Raw genomic sequence first — 17,925 nt, forward strand, 5'->3', positions numbered from 1 at the left:
CTGACGGGGTCCCCGGACTTCTGCTCCGCCGCGCTTTGCAAAGCCTGCGGGGTCTTCGCTCCGTTTCCCCGCCCTCCTCGCCCAGCGTCCCCGCCCCCGGGCACAGCGCCCGCCTTGCATTTGTGGAAAAAAAGGGGTATAATACATGTCTATGTATTTCAGCGGAGGTGGAACGCCATGGCGAGAGGCAAGCGGGAGCTGCGGCCTGAGGCGGAGCGTAAGGACATCACCGGCGCCCAGTCCTTCCAGTTGGATCTCTACTTCTGGCTCCAGACCTTCACCTTTATTCTGGTGACTCTGATTCTGGTGTTCACCTTTGTGGGCCGTCTCATCGGCGTGGACGGCAGCTCCATGGTGCCCACCCTGCACGACGGGGACAAGCTGGTTCTCCAGAGCCTGGGCTATACTCCCACCCAGGGGGACGTGGTGGTCCTCAACAAGCATTTCGACGCCGCCCAGGCCCCAATCGTCAAGCGTGTCATTGCCGTGGGCGGCCAGACCGTGGATATCGACTACGCCGCCGGCACCGTCACCGTGGACGGCGTAAAGCTCAGCGAGCCCTATATCAACGAGTTCATGCTCGCCCCCACCGACTCCCGCATGGGCAACGAGCATGTGGTGGTGCCCGAGGGTTCCATCTTCGTCATGGGAGATAACCGCAACCACTCGGCGGACAGCCGGGACCTGACCCTGGGCACGGTGGACGAGCGCTATGTGCTGGGCTGCGCCCGGCTGGTCCTTTTTCCCTTTGGGAATTTCGGCAAGATTTAACTTTTGGAGGCTGCCTATCGTGGACGAGACCCTGAACAACCCGGCGCAGGAGGAAGAGGATTCCGGCTTCGCCCGTGCCCTTTACGACTGGCTTCAGGCCCTGGCCGTGGCGCTGGTCTGCATCATCCTCATCTTCGTATTTGTCGGCCGCTTCATCTATGTGGACGGCGACTCCATGAACCCCACCCTCTGGGACAAGGACATGATGGTGGTCCAGACCCTGGGGTACACCCCGGCCCAGGGGGATGTGGTGGTCCTTACCAAATACTTTGCCAACGTCCGCGGTCCCATCGTCAAACGGGTTATCGCCGTGGGCGGACAGACCGTGGACATCGACTACGACGCCGGCACCGTCACCGTGGACGGCGTAAAGCTCAGCGAGCCCTATATCAAGGAGCCCATGCAGCAGCCCTTTGACTCCCGCATGGGCAATGAGCATGTGGTGGTGCCCGAGGGCTCGGTCTTCGTCATGGGCGACAACCGCAACAACTCCTCCGACAGCCGCTTCCTGGAGCTGGGCACGGTGGACGAGCGGTACGTCATCGGCCGGGCGTTCTTTGTCGCCCTGCCCTTCGGGCATTTCGGAATGATAGAGTAAGAAAGAGAGACGCCCGGCCGGGCGTCTCTCTTTCTCTTATTTTCACCGGATACGGCCCGTGCGGGCCGTATCCGGCCAGCAGCCGTGTGAGGGCGCCCTCTTTAGGAAGGCGCCCTCGCGCTTTGCGCCAGCGCCGCCTCTTACGCCGCCGGCCAGGCCGCCAGATACAGCATATCGCTGCCGCCCTCCGCCTCCGGAAACGCGCCGTACATGCTGAAATTGTAGAGGAACCGCTCGGCGGGGTAAATGCCGTAGCCGTCCTGATTGTGGTCGGTGGTGTCATAGGGGTCGGCCACGATGAACACGTCGTCCTGCTCGGTCTCAGTGCCCATGTCGTCGTAGCCGATGATAATTTGCCAGTGGCCGCCCCAGTCGTTCCATGCCACCATAACGGGCTGTCCCTGGGCCAGATACGACCGGACGTCCTCCATCCAGATCTCCGGCTCGTCCAGAGTCGTCTTATAGGTAAAGCCGCCCACTCCGTCGAAGATGTCCATGGCCTGCCGCAGGGTGGTCCCCGGGTAGTCGGCCAGTTCGCCGGTGAGCTCGTGCCGCAGACCGGCCAGGGTCTCCTCGTTCCAGTCCCCGGTCCTGCCGTACCAGTCCAGCACCATGAGGGCGCAGGCCACGCCGCAGCTCCACTCGCTGCTCTGCTGGATGGTCCTGAAGCCGGTGAGGATGGTCAGGGTATCGGTGGACTCCATGCGGTAGAAATCAGGGTGCCTGAAGTAGGGGGAGTCCTCATGGTCTCCCGCCCGCTCCACGCTGTCCGCCCCGTCCTCGGGGGAGATGTCGGCGGCGTGGGGAATCTTCATCTCGTCGGTGAAGTTTTCGGCTGTTTGGATGTTTGTCGGATTGGCATCCTCAGGGGATGTTTGGGCCGCCCCGGGCGACTGCGTCCCTCCGCCGTTTTCCGCGCACCCGGCCGTCAGGCCGAGCGCCAGCGCCAAGGTCAGTGCCAGAGTGACTGCTTTTTTCATCTCTCGATCTCCTTTAATTTCCGATTTCGTGCCTTTTGGCACGATGAAGCAATTATACGGGCCGCCGTCCCGGGGCGCAATGCATTTTATTTCCAATCCTCGAGTCGTTTTTATAATTTAAATTGTCAAAGTAATGAAATCAAAAAGCGACGGCGGGAAACGTTTCCCGCCGCCGTGCCCTGTCTTTGCTTACTCCACAGTGATGTCCACCGAACGATTGGTCAGGCTGTTGCGGATGGCCTGCAGGATATCGCCATGGGCGTCCCGGAGGGAGATGGCGGCGCCGGACGCCACATCCACCAGCATCTCCTTCTCCTCCCTGCTCAGCGCGACGTACTTCCGCTGATCCGCCGCGTCCTTGTTTTCGGTCTTCAGGGGGCAACCGTTCTTGCCGGTATGGCTCTGGAACCACGCCTCCACGTTCCCATTTGGTCTGCCAGCCGTCGATTTCGGCGGGGTTGCTGCATCGGTATCGGTGTCCTCCGCCCCCGGCCCGAACGTCCGGATTCTGTCCTCCAAAATCTTTGTGCACTCCGACACAGTTTTTATTCTTGACACGCTTTTATGTCAACCCAGACTGCATAGGGCAGGTTTTCACCTGCCTGTTATCCACTGTGGAAAACCCTGTGGACAATGTGGAAAACCCCGTACTTTCTCACTTTACAAAATTTTTACAGCCCCTTTTTAATGGATATGGGACTGTATACAGAGCGTACAAAGTCCGTTATCTGTCCCCCACTCACCCCGTCAGGCTGGCCCATTTGACAGCACGGGAATGGAGCTATATAATGCTTGGTATCCTGAGGAACATTTTGATACGGATGAAGAAAGGACGGCCTGCAGATGGAACACAAGAAGATATTGCTGTGTGTGCCTTTGGTGCTGTTGCTGCTGACTGCTTGTGAGTCTGAAAAAGAAGCGCCCGCCTTAACTGTGAACCCATATGACGATATCCGCGCTTCAACCTGGTCGGGCGACAATAAAAGCGTCTATGAAGAGAGTGACTACAGCAGAGATGATATTTTTACTTTTACGTTTAATGAAGGAACTGTCTTAAAAGGCAGCGAGGACCTTCAGGCCCAGATGATGGAGGAGGGCAAAGACCCCGGCCTGGGAGTCCGGTCCATTCATGAGCAGGGGATCACCGGGGCAGGCGTCCATGTGGCAATTATCGATCAAAACCTCTTGACGGATCACCCCGAATTTGCCGGTAAAATCGCTGCCTATCATGATACCGGCTGTGAAACGGACGAAAACCGCGGCTCCATGCACGGCCCCGCGGTAACAAGCATTCTGGTGGGCGAGACCCTCGGCGTCGCCCCCGGAGCCGACGTCTACTATGCCGCAGCGCCCTCATGGAAATGTGACAGCCAGTATTACGCAGAGGGGCTTTATTGGATCATTGAGGAAAACAAAAAGCTGCCTGAGGGCGAAAAAATACGGGTCGTCTCGGTTTCGGCTGCCCCCTCCGGCCCTGGCTCTCCGTTTACTGAAAACCTGGATATGTGGGACGAAGCCCTTGCCGCCGCGAAAGACGAGGGGATTCTTGTTTTGGACTGCCGCTCCGATGCGGAGACAGGCATCATCGCTCCCGCCTACTATGACCGTGCCCACCGCGAGGACCCTGCCATGTGCGTCGGCGGTTTTCCGAGCTCAACGTATCAGATTCCCGCTGCCCAAATCGGCGCTCCCACCTCTTACAGGACGGTAGCCGAAGAATACTCAAAGGGTTCGCCGTCCTACCAGTATACCGGGCAGGGCGGTCTGAGCTGGGGCATACCTTACGCGGCAGGCGTGTTGGCTCTGGGCTGGCAGGTAAATCCCGACCTGAGCAACGAGCAAATCGTTCAGCTTCTCTTTGATACCTGCTCCACAGGGACAAACGGCAGCAATATCGTCCATCCGACCGCGTTTATCGCCGCCGTTCAGGACACGCTGCAGCCGTAAAAAAATATAGGCGGCATCGTTACAATAACGATGCCGCCTATATTTTTTGAGTTCGATCGGCGTGCCGCAGCAATGCAAATGGTGCCGGCGGCGCCCCGGGCTATTTCAGCCGCGCTGCAATCACCTGCGCCACCTTGACCCCAGACGCGCCCGCCTGGGCCAGCCCCCTCGTCACGCCCGCGCCGTCGTTTCCCCCGGGGCCAAGGCCCCGGGGGAGCCTTTTTTATTTCATCCGCGACGGCGGGAGTAAATCCCGCCTGCGGCAATTCTCCGCTGCGCTGTGAATGGATCGGCGACGCCCCGGGCTATCTCAGCCGCGCTGCGATCACCTGCGCCACCTTGACCCCAGACGCGCCCGCCTGGGCCAGCCCCCTCGTCACGCCCGCGCCGTCGCCGATGGCGAAGAAATTGTCCATGGCGGTCTCCAGCTCGCCGGAGAGGGCCAGCCGGGAGGAGTAGAACTTCACCTCCGCGCCGTAGAGCAGGGTATCGTAATTGGCGGTGCCGGGGGCCAGCTTGTCCAGCTGATAGATCATCTCGATGATGTCGTCCAGCTGCCGTTTGGGCAGGGCCAGGGACAGGTCGCCGGGCACGGCGGCGGTGAGCGTGGGCCGGACAAAGGACTTGCTCATCCGGTGCTCGTTGGTGCGGATGCCCGCCACCAGGTCACCAAACCGCTGGACCAGCACGCCCCCCGCCAGCATGTTGGAGAGGGAGGCGATGTGCTTGCCGTAGCGGTAGGGCTCGTTGAAGGGGGAGGTAAAGCGGTTGCTCACCAGCAGGGCGAAGTTGGTGTTCTCGCTCTGGAGGGCGGGGTCGGAGTAGGAGTGGCCGTTGACGGTGTTAATGCCCTCCACGTTCTCCGCCACCACATGGCCGTAGGGGTTCATACAGAAGGTGCGCACCTGGTCGCCGTAGCCCTTGGTGCGGTAGACCAGCTTGGACTCGTACACCACGTCGGTGATGTGCTCGAACACCTTGGCGGGCACCTCCACCCGGACGCCGATATCCACCTGGTTGTTGATAAGCTCAATACCCAGCCCCTTGCACTGGTTGGCAAACCACTCCGCGCCGGAGCGCCCGGGCGCAGCGATGAAGTAGGTGCACTCCACCGTGTCCCCCTTCTCGGTGGTCAGGCGGTAGCCCTTCTCCCCGATGGCCTCAATTCTGGTCACGGCGGTGCGGAACCGGAACTCCACGCCCTGCCTGGCCGTCTCGTAAATGCTCTGGAGGATTTTTAGGTTGTTCTCCGTGCCCAGATGCTTACACCGGGCCTGGAGGAGGTGGAGGTCGAACTCCAGCGCCTTTTTCTCCAGAGCCTGCGCCTCGGGGGTGGAGGTGGAATAGACCTTGTCGGTGGCCCCGTGCTCCATGTTGATGGAGTCCACGTAGCTGATAAGGTCCATAACCTCCTCCTTGGGCATGAAGTCGGTGAGCCAGCCGCCAAACTCGGTGGTGAAGTTGTACTTGCCGTCGGAGAAGGCTCCCGCGCCGCCGAAGCCGCACATGGTATCGCAAATCTTGCAGTGGATGCACTCCTTCACCTTACCCGCCACGATGGGGCAGCTGCGGCTGTAAATGTCGGCGCCCTGGTCGATGGCGACCACCTTAAGGCCGGGGCAGCGGCGCATCAGCTCGTATCCGGCGAAAATACCGGCCTCGCCGCAGCCGAGGATGGCAACGTCATAGCGTGAATTCATGTGCATCTATCCCTTTTATCATAAATTGCGGGCCATACCGGTCCATGATAAGTATACCATAGGCTGTCAAGGAATTGCCACGAAAAAACATAAAAAAGTACCAAGAACTCCGGCTTTCTCTCTTACAGGACCATGTCCGCCCGATTACAATAGTGGTACAGCCGGGAAGGGACGCCGCGTACGAAATAAGGGGCCGGACCGGCCCCTGCACCTTTCACTCCCGGCCTGTTCCCATCCCCCACTCAATTCAGGAGGTATCCGAATATGAAACGTATGCTCTCTCTTGCCCTCGCCCTGATGCTGATCCTGTCCCTGGCCGCCTGCGCCGGGGACCCTCAGACCGCCTCCCCCGACCCGTCCCCCTCCACTGCCTCCACGCCTTCCCAGGAGGAGATTGACGCCCTGAACGAAAAGTATGGACTTGAGAGGCCGCAGAATACCGCTTCCGCCGCGGGCGACAGCGCCGAGACCTACACCCTCACCGTGGGCCAGATGGGCACGGGCATCAAGGCCGCCATGGTGGTCCTGGCCCATGAAATGGGCTACTATGAGGAGGAGGGGCTCAGTGTGGAGCTTTCGCAGATCTCCAACCTGAACGACGGCCTCACCGCCATCACCCTGGGCAAGCTGGACGTACTCCCCTTCGGGGTCATTCCCACCTGCACCTTCGTCTCCCAGGGGGCGGACCTGACGGTCATCGGCGGCACCATTGCCGAGGGCAGCGCCTGCGTGGCCCTGCCGGAGCGTGAGGCGGAGTTCCAGGAGCTAAAGGGCTTCGAGGGCAAGACCGTGGCCTGCGTCCGCCCCGAGACCGGCCACATGATCATGAAGGACCAGATGCGCCGGGCCGGCGTGGATATGGACACGGTCACCTTCACCGAGCTGGACGGCTTCCAGAGCGTGGTGGAGGCCGTCCTCAAGGGCGCGGCCGACGTGGGCTTTGTCAACAGCGGCTTTGAGCAGAACGCCGAGACCCAGGGCCTGGTCGTCCCCTTCTTTGTGGGGGATTACGCCCCCAACGCCGTTTGCTGCCGCCAGACCACCTCCGGCGCGGTCATCGCCGAGAAGCGCCCCGCCCTGGTCCGCTTTGAAATCGCCAACCTCCGGGCCATGAAGCTGATGTACGACGACCCGGACACCACCATCGCCAAGCTGGCCGCCTTCTCCGGTCAGAGCGAGGACTATGTGCGCTACTGCATCTACGACGGCTGCATGAAGATATCTATGGACCCCTCCCTGAACCGGGTGGTGGACTTCTATAACGTTATGAAGGCCAACGGCGACATCGACGCCTCCGCCCCCGACAATATGGACGGGCATGTGGACCCATCCATCTATTTGGACGCACTCTCCATCGTCCTGGAACGCTACCCTGACGACGCCCACCTCCAGGATATGATGTCCCAGTACTCCGTCAACAACGAGTAGCCTGCGTCTAACCAGGGGACAGCTCCCCCCAGCCTGCTACGCCGCCGGGTCCGTGTCGGCGGGCTCCGCCCGCCCCGGCTGTGAAACCCCCGGCCATCACATTCACGGTAAGCCCGTCCGTCCTCTGCCGTTCATATTTCATGAGGAGGCCGTCCCATGCCCGCCATTGATATTCAAAACCTGACCTTCCGGTATCCGGGGGACTCGCGCCCGGTGCTGGATCACCTGTCCCTCACAGTGGAGGACGGCGCTTTTCTGAGCGTCATCGGCCCCTCGGGCTGCGGCAAGTCCACCCTGCTGCGGCTCATCTCGGGTCTCTCCCTGCCGGACGGGGGCTGCGTGACCATCGGCGGCCAGCCGGTGACCGGCCCCGGCCCCGGCCGGGCCATCGTCTTCCAGCAGGGCGGCCTTTTCCCCTGGCTCACCGTCCGGGGCAACGTGGCCTTTGCCCTGCGGAAGGCGGACGCGTCCCTCACCCGGCAGCAGGCCAACGACCGCGCCGCCGCCGCCCTGGTCCGGGTGGGCCTGGGGGACGACCTCCACCGCTACCCCGGGGAGCTCTCCGGCGGCATGGCCCAGCGGGTGGCCATCGCCCGGGCCCTCACCATGGGGGGCGACCTGCTGCTGCTGGACGAGCCCTTCGGCGCCCTGGACCCCAAAAACCGCCAGGCCCTTCAGCAGCTTCTGCTGGACCTCTGGGAGTCCGAGCGGAAGACGGTGGTCCTGGTCACCCACGACATCGACGAAGCCATCATCCTCTCCGACCGCATCGCCTTCTTCCGCCCCGGCGGGCTGCGGCTGACTTTGCCGGTGGACTTCCCCAGGCCCCGGGTCCCGGCCGCCCTCCTCACCTCCGCCGCGGGCTGCGCCATCCGCAAGCGGCTCATCGGCCTCTTCTATGAGTACGGAGAGGCGGTGTAGCGCGGCATGAACCGAGAGAAAAAGCGGCTTCCCCCCATCCTGGTCCATCTGCTCTTCCTCCTGCTCCTGGTGCTGGTGGCCCTGCCGGGCAGAAATGAGAAGGCCTCCCCCCTCCTCTTCCTCTGCGCCGCCACACTGGTGGAGGGGCTCTGTCTATACCGTATCCTGCGCGGGAAAAAAGCCCGGGCCGCGGGGGATATCGGCGCGTTTATCCTCCTTGTCTTCGCGGTGTGGGAGCTATGCACCACCGTGCTGGGGGTGGGCCACCCGGTTCTCGCACCCACGCCGGAGGCGGTCTTCGCCGTCTTCGGCAGTCAGTGGCGGCTGATGCTCCGGGGCATAGGCTCCTCCCTCTCCCTGCTGGGCGTCGGCTTCGGCCTGGCCCTCCCCCTGGGGGCGCTGCTGGGGATGCTGGCCGGGTGGAGCCCACGCCTGAGAGACAGCCTGGTCCCCATCGCCCGCATCCTGGCCCCCATCCCCGCCATCATCTACGCGCCCTACCTCATCGCCCTCATGCCCACCTTCCGCTCCGCCTCGGCCCTGGTCATCATGCTGGGCATCTTCTGGCCCACCTTCCTCCAGACCGTAGGCCGGGTGGGGGGCATCGACCCCCACATTCTGGACAGCGCCCGGGCCCTCTGCCTCTCCGGCCGGGAGATGGTCTTTCAGATTTTTCTGCCCTACCTCCTGCCCGGCCTCATCTCCGGCCTGCGGGTGAGCCTGTCCACCTCCTTCATGCTGCTGACTCTGGCCGAGATGATGGGCTCCAGCAGCGGCCTGGGGTACTTCATCAAGAACTTTGCCGATTATGCCAACTACACCAACGTCATCGCCGGTATTTTTCTGGTGGCTCTGGTGGTCACCGCCCTCAACGGCGCGGTGTCCCTGATAGAAAAAAAGGCCGTCCGCTGGAAATAGGTTGCCATCCGCGCTCCTTGGAGATAAAATCAGTATCATGCATTGGTAAGGGGAGGCCTCGCCGTGACGCCCAAGGAAATCCTGTTCTCCACCCTCCGCCGGGAGTCCCCTGAGCGGACCCCTTGGGTCCCTCTGGCCGGCGTCCACGCCGGGGCGCTGACGCGCTGCCCCGCAGACGAGCTGCTCACCGACGGCGGCAGGCTCCTCACCGCCCTGCTGGCGGTCAACCGTCTCTACCGTCCCGACGGCCAGGCCGTGACCTACGATCTCTCCCTGGAGGCCGAGTGTCTTGGCTGCGATCTCCGCTGGCATCCCAGCCGCCCGCCCTCGGTCTTCTCCCACCCCCTGGCGGACAATATGATTGTCCCCTGCGAGTGCACCCTCCCCGGGCCGGAGGACGGGCGGCTGCCCCTGGTGCTGGACGTGACGGCCCGGCTGAAGTCCGCTGTGGGCGGCTTCACCGCCCTCATCGGGGTGGTCTGCGGCCCCTTTACCTTGGCCTCCCACCTCCGGGGCGGGGCCCTCTTCTCAGACCTGTACGACGACCCCCGCTACGTTCGCGATCTGCTGGACTACTGCGCCAAGTCCGCCCTGCGCTTGGGCGGACTCCTGGGCGGGGCTGGGGCGGACGTGATTCTGGTGGCCGACCCGCTGGCCGTCCAGCTCTCCCCCGACTGCTTCAGCGCCTTTTTAACCCCGCCCCTGCGCATGGTCTTCGACGGGCTCCGGGCCGCCGGGCTCTTCTCCGCCCTCTCGGTCTGCGGGGACGTCATCGGGCTTCTCCCCGCCATGTGCCGCACAGGGCCGGACGCCGTCTTCGTGGGGGAGGACGTGGACCTGCCCCTTGCCAAGTCTGTCGCGGACCGGTACAATGTCTGTATCGGCGGCAACCTTCCGCTGAACAGTCTCCTCCTCCGGGGCACGCCCCAGGCCGTTCTGGACCATACCGCGGCCCTGCTGGACGCCGTCCCGGACAGGACCGGCCTGATTCTCGCCACCGGCTGCGACATACCCTATGGCGTGCCGCCCGAAAACGGCGCGGCCCCGGCCCGGGCGGTACGCGTCGGCTCCCGCCGGCAGCCCGCCAGTTTGAAGACACGCTCTAGCACCCATTTTCCACTTTTATGATTCATTTTTATCTCATGGGGGTGCCCTATGTCCAGCCTCTATCTCATTACCGGCTTTCTCGGAGCGGGAAAGACCACCTTCCTAAAAAACATGGTCCGCTGCTTTCCCGGCCGGAAGCTGGCCCTGATTGTCAACGAGTTCGGCCGGGAGGGGGTGGACGGCGCACTGCTCTCCAAGCTGGGCGTGGCCATGACCGAGATCGACAACGGCTCCATCTTCTGTTCCTGCCGTCTGGACCAGTTCGAGTCCGCCCTGGCGGGCACCCTTGCCCAGGGCCCCGATGTGATTTTGGTGGAGGCCTCCGGCCTGGCCGACCCCACCAGCGTCCGCAAGGTTCTCGACCAGCCGGCGCGGTTCCCCGGCCTTGTCTATGCAGGGGCAATCTGTCTGGTGGACGCAGGCCAGTTCCACAAGGTCTTTGCCACCACCCGGGTCTGCGCGCTCCAGCTGGCGGTGTCCGACCTGGTGCTCATCAACAAGACGGACCTTGCCGCACCGGAGGCCGTGGCCCGGGTCCGGGCCGAGGTTCTGGCCCAGCGTCCCGGCTGTCAGGTCCACGAGACCACCTTCGGCCAGCTGGAGGCGTCCTGGCTCTCCGCTCTGAGCGCCCCGCCCGCCCGGACCTCCGCGGCCGTCCCCCACGTCAAGGACATCACGCTCCAGAAATTTACCCTGGTTCTGGACGAGATCCTCTCTGCCGCCGCGCTGGAGTCCCTGCTCTCCCTCTTCGCCGGGGATACCTACCGCATCAAGGGCTTTGCCCCCCTGGCCGAGGGGCTCTTCCTGGTGGATTGCGTGGGTCCACAGATCCAGCTCACCCCCTGGCCGGGCATGGCGCCCAATCCCGGCAGGCTCTCCGTCCTCTTCGGCAACGGTCAGAACGCCCGCCGGAGCGTCCAGGCGGCCATCGACCGCCGCTCCGGCCTGCATATCGAGTAGACGCTGCCCCGGAGTGATTCACAAAACGCCCCCGGTATCCTGATGGATACCGGGGGCGTTCCACTTCCTCTTAACCCCGCTGGTCCAGGGGAATGAAGGGGCGCAGCGGCGCCACGGCCTTGTAAGCCGGACGGATAATCTTATTGCCGGGGTTGCAGACCTCCTCGATGCGGTGGGCGCACCAGCCCACCATGCGGGCCACGGCGAACAGAGGCGTATACAGCTCCTGGGGAATGCCCATCATCTTATACACCAGCCCGGAGTAGAGGTCCACGTTGGCGCAGACCACCTTGCTCTCCCCCTTCACGCCGTGGAAGACCTCGGGCGTGAGCCGCTCCACCGCCTCGTAGAGCTGGAACTCGTCCAGCATTCCCTTGGAGGCGGCCAGATTCCGGGCGAACTTCTTGAGCAGGACGGCGCGGGGATCGGACAGCGTATAGATGGCGTGGCCCATGCCGTAGATGAGCCCCGAGCCGTCCCCCGCCTCTCTCGTCAAAAGTTTCCCCAGAAAAGCGCGGATTTCCTCCTCGTCCTTCCAGTCCCAGACCCCCTCCTCAATATAGCCGAACATCTCCATGACCTTCTTGTTGGCGCCGCCGTGGCGGGGGCCCTTGAGGGAGCCGATGGCGGCGGAGATGGCGGAGTAGATATCGGTCCCGGAGGAGGAGAGCACCCGGCAGGCGAAGGCGGAGTTGTTGCCGCCGCCGTGCTCGGCGTGGAGCACCAGGCACAGGTCCAGCAGCTTCGCCTCCTCCTGGGTGAACTGGTTGTCGTGCCGGACGGACCAGAGGAAGTTCTCCGCCACGCTCAGCCCCTCCTGGGGGCGGTGTAAGTACAGACTCTCCTGGTCATAGTAGTGCCGCTTGGCGGCGAAGGCGTGGGCGGCGATGGTAGGCACCCGGGCGGTGAGGGCGATGGCCTTGCGCAGCTCACTCTCCAGGGAACGGTCCTCGGGCGCGTCATCGTAGGAGTAGAGCGCCAGCACGGCCCGGGCCAGCTTGTTCATCACGTCGGCGCTGGGGGCCTTTAAAATCATATCCTCGGTAAACATATTGGGCAGGGCCTGGTGGGCGGAGAGCGCCCCCTTGAAAAGCGCCAGCTGCTCCCGGGTGGGCAGAGCGCCGAAGAGAAGGAGGTAGGCCGTCTCCTCGAAGCCGAAGCGGTCCTCGCTCATGAAGCCGTCCACCAGATCGTTCACGTCGATCCCCCGGTAGATGAGCCTGCCCTCCATGGGGTTGCGCTCACCGTCCTGGACGTAGTAACCCAGCACGTTGCCGATTTGGGTCACCCCCGCCATGACGCCGGTGCCGTCGGCGTTGCGCAGGCCTCGCTTCACGTCGTATTTCTCGTAGTAGGCGGGGTCGATTTGGTTATGCTTCTGGAACTCCCCGCATAGACTTTTAATGAAGTCCATGGAGGTGTCGGAGTGCTGACACTGCATCTCTCCGGCCTCCTTCCCCTTTCAATTTGTAGTTTATTTTACCTTTTTTAGGGCGTAGCGTCAACGTTAAACAAGACGAAATTCATGAAACACGGAGGGTGGCGGCATTGCAAAAGAACGGAGGGTCCCCAATGAAACAAGTCGTGGCCACGGCGCTGATACTGCTGCTGCTGTTCTTCCTGCTGCCCCTCCTCCTAATCCGGGGCGGCAGTCCTGCGGACCAGCCGGACGACGCCCCCACCGGCACCCTGCCCCTGGACCGCACCGTCGTCTCACCGCCCCCCGCCGCCGGCGCGGACGAGACCGCCGCCGTGAGGGTCAAGCTCTCCGACGGCACGGTGAGTGAAATGACCATGGCCGACTACCTCTGGCGTGTGGTGGCGGCGGAGATGCCCGCCTCCTTCGAGAGCGAGGCCCTCAAGGCCCAGGCCGTGGCCGCCCGGACCTATGCCGAGGTAAAGATGGCCGCCAAGGTGGCCAACCACCCGGACGCCGACGTGTGTACCGACATCAACTGCTGCCAGGCCTATATCGAGCCTGCGTCCGCCGCCGCCAACTGGGGTGAGAATGCCGACGCCTACACGGAAAAGATTAAGGCCGCCGTCTCCGGGACCGACGGCATGGTCGCCCTCTACGACGGCGCGCCCATCCAGGCCGTCTTCTTTTCCTCCGCGGCGGGCCGCACGGTGGACGCCGTGGAGGTCTGGGGCAACAGTGTGCCCTACCTCACCAGCGTGGAGAGTCCCGAGGGGGACGAGGTGCCGGGCTACCACAGCACGGTCTCCGTCCCCCTGGAGACCTTCAAAAGCACCATCCTGGCCGAGGCCCCGGACGCCGATCTCTCCGGAGATGCCTCCGGCTGGCTCTCCAACATTGTCCACAACAGCGCCGGCGGTGTGGAAAAAGTAGATGTAGGCGGCGTCACGATGAGCGGCGGGACGGTCCGCACCCTCTTCGGCCTGCGCTCGGCCAATTTCACCGTGACCGCCGACAGCGAGAACCTCACCTTCTCCGTCACCGGGTATGGTCACGGCGTGGGTATGAGCCAATACGGGGCCAACGCCCTGGCCAAGGAGGGCAAGACCTATCAGGACATCATAAAGTGGTACTACACCGGCGTGACCGTGGCCCGGATGGACGAAAATTAGACCCTGTCCCCCACCTCAGCCAGCATCCGTACTCCGGTCCCCACGCCGAGCCGCCCGCCGGACAGCAGGTGGGCCTTCGCCCGCCTTTGCAGCGTCGACCGCTCCGGATACCGGCTCTTGTCGGCCTCAACATTCCCGAAGATCCGCTCCTCCGCCTGGGGATTGCGCTCATCGGTCCCGATCACTTCAAACAGGGACTGAAACTGCATAATGCGGCTCCCGGGCGCCAGCAGCTCCCCCAGTCCCGGAGCGAGAAGCCAGGACTCACAGCTGCACACCCGGCGATCCCGCCCGAAAAATGCCGCCGCACGCTGGAACGACTGCTCACAGCGCGCGATGTCCAGCGGCTCTCCCGCAGGGATATGGACCGCCAGCGCCTGCGTTCCGGCGGAAAAGATCTCTCCGCCCAGCGTTACGGCCTCCCTCAGCGCCACCGGCTCAAACTGCAGCCGGCCTAGGCGGAAGAGCTCCAGCTTGACCGATTTTCCAATCCACTCCGCCTGGCTCAGCCCGTAAACGCCGTGCCTCTGACGGCAGTCCTCACACCATATGGCGATATCGGAAAAGGTCTCCCAATAGACCTTTTCCGGTATTTCCAGCGCCTGATAGCGCTCGTACGCCTCCGCCGCAACGGCGGTGAAGAAGCACAGCGCCCAGGCGAGCCTGTCCTCCCGCCGTCTCCACGCCTCCAGGAAGGCCCCGGCATCCGTGTAAAAGAGCTCCCTCCATTGCCGGTACTCCTGCGGCGGGATGGGGTGATCGCTCACCACGGCCCTCGCCTCTCCCGGCAGACCTATCCGCCGCATAAAGCGCTCAAGCTCCATAGATATCCCCCTCCTTCCGGATTGATAAGGGGCGGCCCCACCCGGGGGCCGTCCCTTTTTGCGTTCTTGCCTGTATAGTCCTCGGCGCCCCAGGAGGCCACTCATGTGTCGCCCGCCGCGCTTACTCCCTCGTCAACCAGAAGAGCCGCTCCTCCGATACGGTCATGCCCATTTTTCTCTGGAGGGCCAGCGAGGCCGTATTGCCGTCGAAAATCTGCCCGAAGGGGTACTTTTTCTGCTTCATCGCCAGCCGCACCGCCGCCCGGAGGAGCACCTCGCCGTACCCCCGGCGTCGGTAGGGCGGCAGGACCTCCAGCATACCGATGGCCCCCTCGTCGTGGAAGCCCACGAAGCCCGCCAGCGCCCCATCCGCGAAGAGGCCCAGCATCCCCCGCTCAATGGCCCCCCGTATGTACGCCACGCCGCCAAAGGCATGGCTGTACGCATGATAGACCGTCTCGGCCCACTCGGGGCCCAGAAATCGCAGCTCCCCGTCAAAATCGGGCAGGTCAGGTGGAGTTTCCTCCATCCAGGCGGACTGGACGCAGAAATCCGCCCGCTCGAAGCCAAATTGCCCCTTCAGCCGATCCAGGTACCACTTTTCATGGCCCACCAGCAGCTCGGGGCGCTCCGGGATGCCGGGCAGCATCTTGTCCAGCACGTCTTCCGACCGGGCGCTCATGAAATAGGCCCCGCTGCCCGTATCGTGCAAAAGCACCCCCTGCGGGTTGGAAAACAGCAGCGTTCCGCTCCCCCGGCGCAGAATCTCCCGCATATCCATAAAAAAGAGGGGATTTTGATTTAAATAGGCCGCTGCGGCCCCTGAATCATTCATGCGTTCCACCCTCCTCCCCGTATTGGGGCAGGGTGATCACAAAGCTGGTCACCTTGCCCGTGCTCTCGGCCCGGATGCTGCCGCCGTGGAGCTCCACAATCTCCTTGGCAATGGCCAGCCCCAGTCCGGCCCCGCCCGTCCGGGAGGAGCGGGCGGCGTCAAGCCGATAGAATTTTTGAAAAATCCGGGCCAGCTCACCCTCGGGAATCTCCAGCCCCTCATTGGAGACGACCACCTCCACCGCGCTGCCGCTCCTCCCCGCCTGGATGGCCACCTGGCCGCCGGGCGTGGAGTAGCTCACCGCGTTTCGCAGCACGTTGTCGAAGACCCGGGCCAGCTTGTCCGGATCTCCGCGGACGGACAGATGGTGTTCAATATTGGTCTCGCAGGTCAGGTCCTTCTCCACAAAAAGGGGGTAAAACTCGTCGGCCAGCTGCTCCAGCAGCACCGTGAGCTGAATGGGCGTCATGTCCTTCTCCATGCTCTTGAGGTCCATGCGGGTGATGTCGAAAAACTCCCCCAGCAGCTCCTCCAGCCGCTCCGCCTTGTCCAGGGCGATGCCGGTGTACTTGGCGCGCTGGACGCTGTCCATATCGGGCTTGTCCCGCAGGAGGGTCAGATACCCCACCACGGAGGTGAGGGGGGTCTTCAAATCGTGGGCCAGGAAGGCGATGAGGTCCTGCTTGCGCTGCTCACTCTCCCGGGCCGCCTCCTCCCGCCGGGTCAGCTGGGTCTGGATGGCCTTCAGATCCTCCTGCAGCGGCCCCAGCTCCTTGGGCAGGCAGATGGCCTCGCCGCTCTCGCTGATCACCTGCCGGGTGGCGCCGCCAATCTGGTCCAGCCAGCCGGTGAAGCGGCCCATTGCAAGGTAAAAGGCGATGAGCATGAGGATTACCATGCCCAGCATTAAAATCTCAGGCTTGTTGCCCCGGATATAGATCTGGTACAGCTCCAGCGCGCCCTGGCGGCTCTCGCCGAAGAGCGCCTGGGCCGCCCAGACGAAAAACCGGGCGAAGGGGTCCTGGAGGACGCCGTCCACCACCACCTCCAGCAGAAAGATGCCCACCCCCCAGGCGATGATTGTCCCAACCACCACCAGGAGCAGCATCTTCAGCTTGAGCCGTGTATACCGTTTTTTCAAGGTGTTACCCCCTTTTCCCGCCGTTATCACGTCGTCCCGTCCCATTTCAGGCAGGCGGCGGCGCGGGTTAGTTCAGAAAAGCGCCGGATGCCGCGCCGCCGTCCGTTTTCGGGCCGTCTTCCGCAGTGGGTTTCCACATTACAGCGTCTCCCCGGCTCACGCCGTCCGCCGGGGCCGTCCCCCCGCCCTGCGCAGAAACCGCGCAACCGACCAGAGTCCTCCCAGGAGCAGAACCTCCAAAAAGGCCGCAAAGCGCCAGAGCACCACCGCCACCGCCAGGGTCTCCCCGAAGAGGGGGGCCATGAAGAGGTAAAAGCTCCCCTCCGCGCCCCCGGCGTTGCCGGGGATGGCCACCACCCGGGAGAGGACCATCACCAGGCACTGGGTCAGCAGCAGCTCGCCGAAGGTCACCCCCTCCAGCCCCAGCCCCAGGTAGAGGAAGGCGGGGATGGCGAACAGGGCGGTCATCTCCAGAGCCATCAGACCCAATACCCGCAGCAGCAGGGCCCGGCTGCTGCGCAGGGCGTTCATGTCGGCGCAGAACTCGTCCAGCTTGGCGAGGAGGAATTCCACCCGCCCCTCCTGAGCCAGGGGCCGGATATGCCGTGCCAAAAAATGCAGCAGCCGGGCGCACAGCCGCTTCACCGGTCCCGGCCGGGCCGCCAGCAGGAAGACGGCGGCGCAGAGCGCCACATAGGCGCACACCAGCGCCCCCACGGCCCAAATGGCCCACGCGGCGGTCTCCTGCCGGAACAGGAAGAGCCGCGCCAGCAGGGCTGCGACGGCGTAGACGGTGTATACCACCGTATTCGCCACCGCCTTCCAGGTGTAGACCGTGGCGGCGGCGCTCCCCGTATACCCCGCGGAGAGGAGCAGCCCCAGCTGCACCGGCGCGCCCACCGGCCCCAGGCGGTAGTAGAACTCGCCGATGGCCACTGCGTCCAGGCAGCCCAGGGCGGACGCCCGGCAGCCCATTCCACGGCCCATGATGTAGTAAACCCGGGCGTCCAGCAGCTCGAAGACCGGTATGCAGCACAGCGCCGCCACCAGCCAGATCGGGCGGATTGCGGAGAGCACCGCGCCCACGTCCACGTTGTCCCGGATGTAAAAGAGGAGCCACACCAGGATGCCCCCACCGATGGCGAGACCCACGGCTGAGAATACCCAGCTCCATTTTTTCTTCGGCTCTTTCCCCGCCACGGCGGC

At 63.6% G+C, this 17,925-nt stretch carries 17 protein-coding genes; 9 read left to right on the plus strand and 8 right to left on the minus strand.

Features of this window, described 5'->3' with window-relative positions; genetic code table 11:
- The first annotated feature begins 177 nt into the window (after positions 1-177).
- Both lepB (H8S62_RS08165) and lepB (H8S62_RS08170) read left to right on the plus strand, forming a co-directional pair.
- On the plus strand, positions 178-771 hold the full coding sequence (gene lepB / locus H8S62_RS08165) for a signal peptidase I (RefSeq protein ID WP_186918979.1): 594 nt from the start codon (positions 178-180) through the stop codon (positions 769-771).
- A 19-nt stretch (positions 772-790) separates the two neighbouring features.
- On the plus strand, positions 791-1,369 hold the full coding sequence (lepB, locus tag H8S62_RS08170) for a signal peptidase I (RefSeq protein ID WP_341481032.1): 579 nt from the start codon (positions 791-793) through the stop codon (positions 1,367-1,369).
- A gap of 140 nt (positions 1,370-1,509) precedes the next feature.
- On the opposite strand, the gene H8S62_RS08175 is transcribed toward lepB (H8S62_RS08170), so the two are convergent.
- Positions 1,510-2,349, minus strand: coding sequence for a C39 family peptidase (locus H8S62_RS08175; protein ID WP_155147563.1), 840 nt, complete (start codon positions 2,347-2,349; stop codon positions 1,510-1,512).
- 189 nt (positions 2,350-2,538) lie between these two features.
- Positions 2,539-2,868: a hypothetical protein gene (locus tag H8S62_RS08180; protein ID WP_186918980.1), complete on the minus strand. Its 330-nt coding sequence runs from the start codon at positions 2,866-2,868 to the stop codon at positions 2,539-2,541.
- A 324-nt stretch (positions 2,869-3,192) separates the two neighbouring features.
- Between H8S62_RS08180 and H8S62_RS08185 the strand changes: the two genes are divergently transcribed.
- The gene (locus H8S62_RS08185; protein WP_155147559.1) at positions 3,193-4,296 is read left to right on the plus strand and encodes a S8/S53 family peptidase; all 1,104 of its coding nucleotides are present in this window, start codon (positions 3,193-3,195) and stop codon (positions 4,294-4,296) included.
- 305 nt (positions 4,297-4,601) lie between these two features.
- Here H8S62_RS08185 and H8S62_RS08190 read toward each other — a convergent pair whose 3' ends face one another.
- Positions 4,602-5,996, minus strand: a complete 1,395-nt coding sequence (locus tag H8S62_RS08190; RefSeq protein ID WP_155147557.1) for an NAD(P)/FAD-dependent oxidoreductase — start codon at positions 5,994-5,996, stop codon at positions 4,602-4,604.
- Positions 5,997-6,260: 264 nt separating this feature from the next.
- Here H8S62_RS08190 and H8S62_RS08195 point away from each other — a divergent pair, with 264 nt between their 5' ends.
- The 5 genes from H8S62_RS08195 to H8S62_RS08215 all read left to right on the plus strand — a co-directional run bounded on the left by H8S62_RS08195 (position 6,261) and on the right by H8S62_RS08215 (position 11,330).
- A complete protein-coding gene (locus tag H8S62_RS08195; RefSeq protein ID WP_155147556.1) occupies positions 6,261-7,424 on the plus strand; it encodes an ABC transporter substrate-binding protein in 1,164 nt (387 codons plus the stop codon).
- A gap of 156 nt (positions 7,425-7,580) precedes the next feature.
- The gene (locus tag H8S62_RS08200; protein ID WP_155147554.1) at positions 7,581-8,345 is read left to right on the plus strand and encodes an ABC transporter ATP-binding protein; all 765 of its coding nucleotides are present in this window, start codon (positions 7,581-7,583) and stop codon (positions 8,343-8,345) included.
- 6 nt (positions 8,346-8,351) lie between these two features.
- A complete protein-coding gene (locus H8S62_RS08205) occupies positions 8,352-9,263 on the plus strand; it encodes an ABC transporter permease (RefSeq protein ID WP_186918981.1) in 912 nt (303 codons plus the stop codon).
- Positions 9,264-9,326: 63 nt separating this feature from the next.
- On the plus strand, positions 9,327-10,391 hold the full coding sequence (locus H8S62_RS08210) for a uroporphyrinogen decarboxylase family protein (RefSeq protein WP_186918982.1): 1,065 nt from the start codon (positions 9,327-9,329) through the stop codon (positions 10,389-10,391).
- A 27-nt stretch (positions 10,392-10,418) separates the two neighbouring features.
- Positions 10,419-11,330: a CobW family GTP-binding protein gene (locus H8S62_RS08215; protein WP_186918983.1), complete on the plus strand. Its 912-nt coding sequence runs from the start codon at positions 10,419-10,421 to the stop codon at positions 11,328-11,330.
- 70 nt (positions 11,331-11,400) lie between these two features.
- Here the strand turns inward: H8S62_RS08215 and H8S62_RS08220 are convergent, their stop codons facing one another.
- Positions 11,401-12,771, minus strand: a complete 1,371-nt coding sequence (locus H8S62_RS08220) for a citrate/2-methylcitrate synthase (RefSeq protein WP_155147546.1) — start codon at positions 12,769-12,771, stop codon at positions 11,401-11,403.
- A gap of 131 nt (positions 12,772-12,902) precedes the next feature.
- Here H8S62_RS08220 and spoIID point away from each other — a divergent pair, with 131 nt between their 5' ends.
- Positions 12,903-13,919, plus strand: coding sequence for a stage II sporulation protein D (spoIID, locus tag H8S62_RS08225; protein WP_186918984.1), 1,017 nt, complete (start codon positions 12,903-12,905; stop codon positions 13,917-13,919).
- Here spoIID and H8S62_RS08230 read toward each other — a convergent pair.
- The 4 genes from H8S62_RS08230 to H8S62_RS08245 all read right to left on the minus strand — a co-directional run bounded on the left by H8S62_RS08230 (position 13,916) and on the right by H8S62_RS08245 (position 17,919).
- Positions 13,916-14,743 carry an acyltransferase domain-containing protein gene (locus H8S62_RS08230; protein WP_186918985.1) on the minus strand — a complete coding sequence of 276 codons (828 nt, stop codon included), beginning with the start codon at positions 14,741-14,743 and terminating at the stop codon, positions 13,916-13,918. The two genes, spoIID and H8S62_RS08230, sit on opposite strands and share 4 nt — an antisense overlap.
- Positions 14,744-14,864: 121 nt before the next feature.
- The gene (locus tag H8S62_RS08235; protein ID WP_243255504.1) at positions 14,865-15,578 is read right to left on the minus strand and encodes a GNAT family N-acetyltransferase; all 714 of its coding nucleotides are present in this window, start codon (positions 15,576-15,578) and stop codon (positions 14,865-14,867) included.
- On the minus strand, positions 15,571-16,719 hold the full coding sequence (locus H8S62_RS08240) for a sensor histidine kinase (RefSeq protein WP_243141801.1): 1,149 nt from the start codon (positions 16,717-16,719) through the stop codon (positions 15,571-15,573). The genes H8S62_RS08235 and H8S62_RS08240 overlap by 8 nt, the downstream gene beginning before the upstream one ends.
- A gap of 156 nt (positions 16,720-16,875) precedes the next feature.
- Entirely contained in the window at positions 16,876-17,919 is a 1,044-nt protein-coding gene (locus tag H8S62_RS08245) for a lysylphosphatidylglycerol synthase domain-containing protein (protein ID WP_186918986.1), read from the minus strand.
- Positions 17,920-17,925 lie beyond the last annotated feature (6 nt).

The organism is Lawsonibacter faecis (assembly GCF_014287675.1).
Classification (GTDB): Bacteria; Bacillota; Clostridia; order Oscillospirales; family Oscillospiraceae; genus Pseudoflavonifractor; species Pseudoflavonifractor faecis.

Excerpts from the sequence above, each read along its gene's own strand:
- H8S62_RS08200 (WP_155147554.1), top strand. The coding sequence starts at position 7,581 with ATGCCCGCCATTGATATTCAAAACCTGACCTTCCGGTATCCGGGGGAC.
- H8S62_RS08230 (WP_186918985.1), bottom strand. The coding sequence starts at position 14,743 with ATGGAGCTTGAGCGCTTTATGCGGCGGATAGGTCTGCCGGGAGAGGCG.
- H8S62_RS08175 (WP_155147563.1), bottom strand. The coding sequence starts at position 2,349 with ATGAAAAAAGCAGTCACTCTGGCACTGACCTTGGCGCTGGCGCTCGGC.
- H8S62_RS08205 (WP_186918981.1), top strand. The coding sequence starts at position 8,352 with ATGAACCGAGAGAAAAAGCGGCTTCCCCCCATCCTGGTCCATCTGCTC.
- H8S62_RS08215 (WP_186918983.1), top strand. The coding sequence starts at position 10,419 with ATGTCCAGCCTCTATCTCATTACCGGCTTTCTCGGAGCGGGAAAGACC.
- H8S62_RS08190 (WP_155147557.1), bottom strand. The coding sequence starts at position 5,996 with ATGAATTCACGCTATGACGTTGCCATCCTCGGCTGCGGCGAGGCCGGT.
- H8S62_RS08220 (WP_155147546.1), bottom strand. The coding sequence starts at position 12,771 with ATGCAGTGTCAGCACTCCGACACCTCCATGGACTTCATTAAAAGTCTA.
- spoIID (WP_186918984.1), top strand. The coding sequence starts at position 12,903 with ATGAAACAAGTCGTGGCCACGGCGCTGATACTGCTGCTGCTGTTCTTC.
- lepB (WP_186918979.1), top strand. The coding sequence starts at position 178 with ATGGCGAGAGGCAAGCGGGAGCTGCGGCCTGAGGCGGAGCGTAAGGAC.
- H8S62_RS08195 (WP_155147556.1), top strand. The coding sequence starts at position 6,261 with ATGAAACGTATGCTCTCTCTTGCCCTCGCCCTGATGCTGATCCTGTCC.
- H8S62_RS08235 (WP_243255504.1), bottom strand. The coding sequence starts at position 15,578 with ATGAATGATTCAGGGGCCGCAGCGGCCTATTTAAATCAAAATCCCCTC.
- H8S62_RS08185 (WP_155147559.1), top strand. The coding sequence starts at position 3,193 with ATGGAACACAAGAAGATATTGCTGTGTGTGCCTTTGGTGCTGTTGCTG.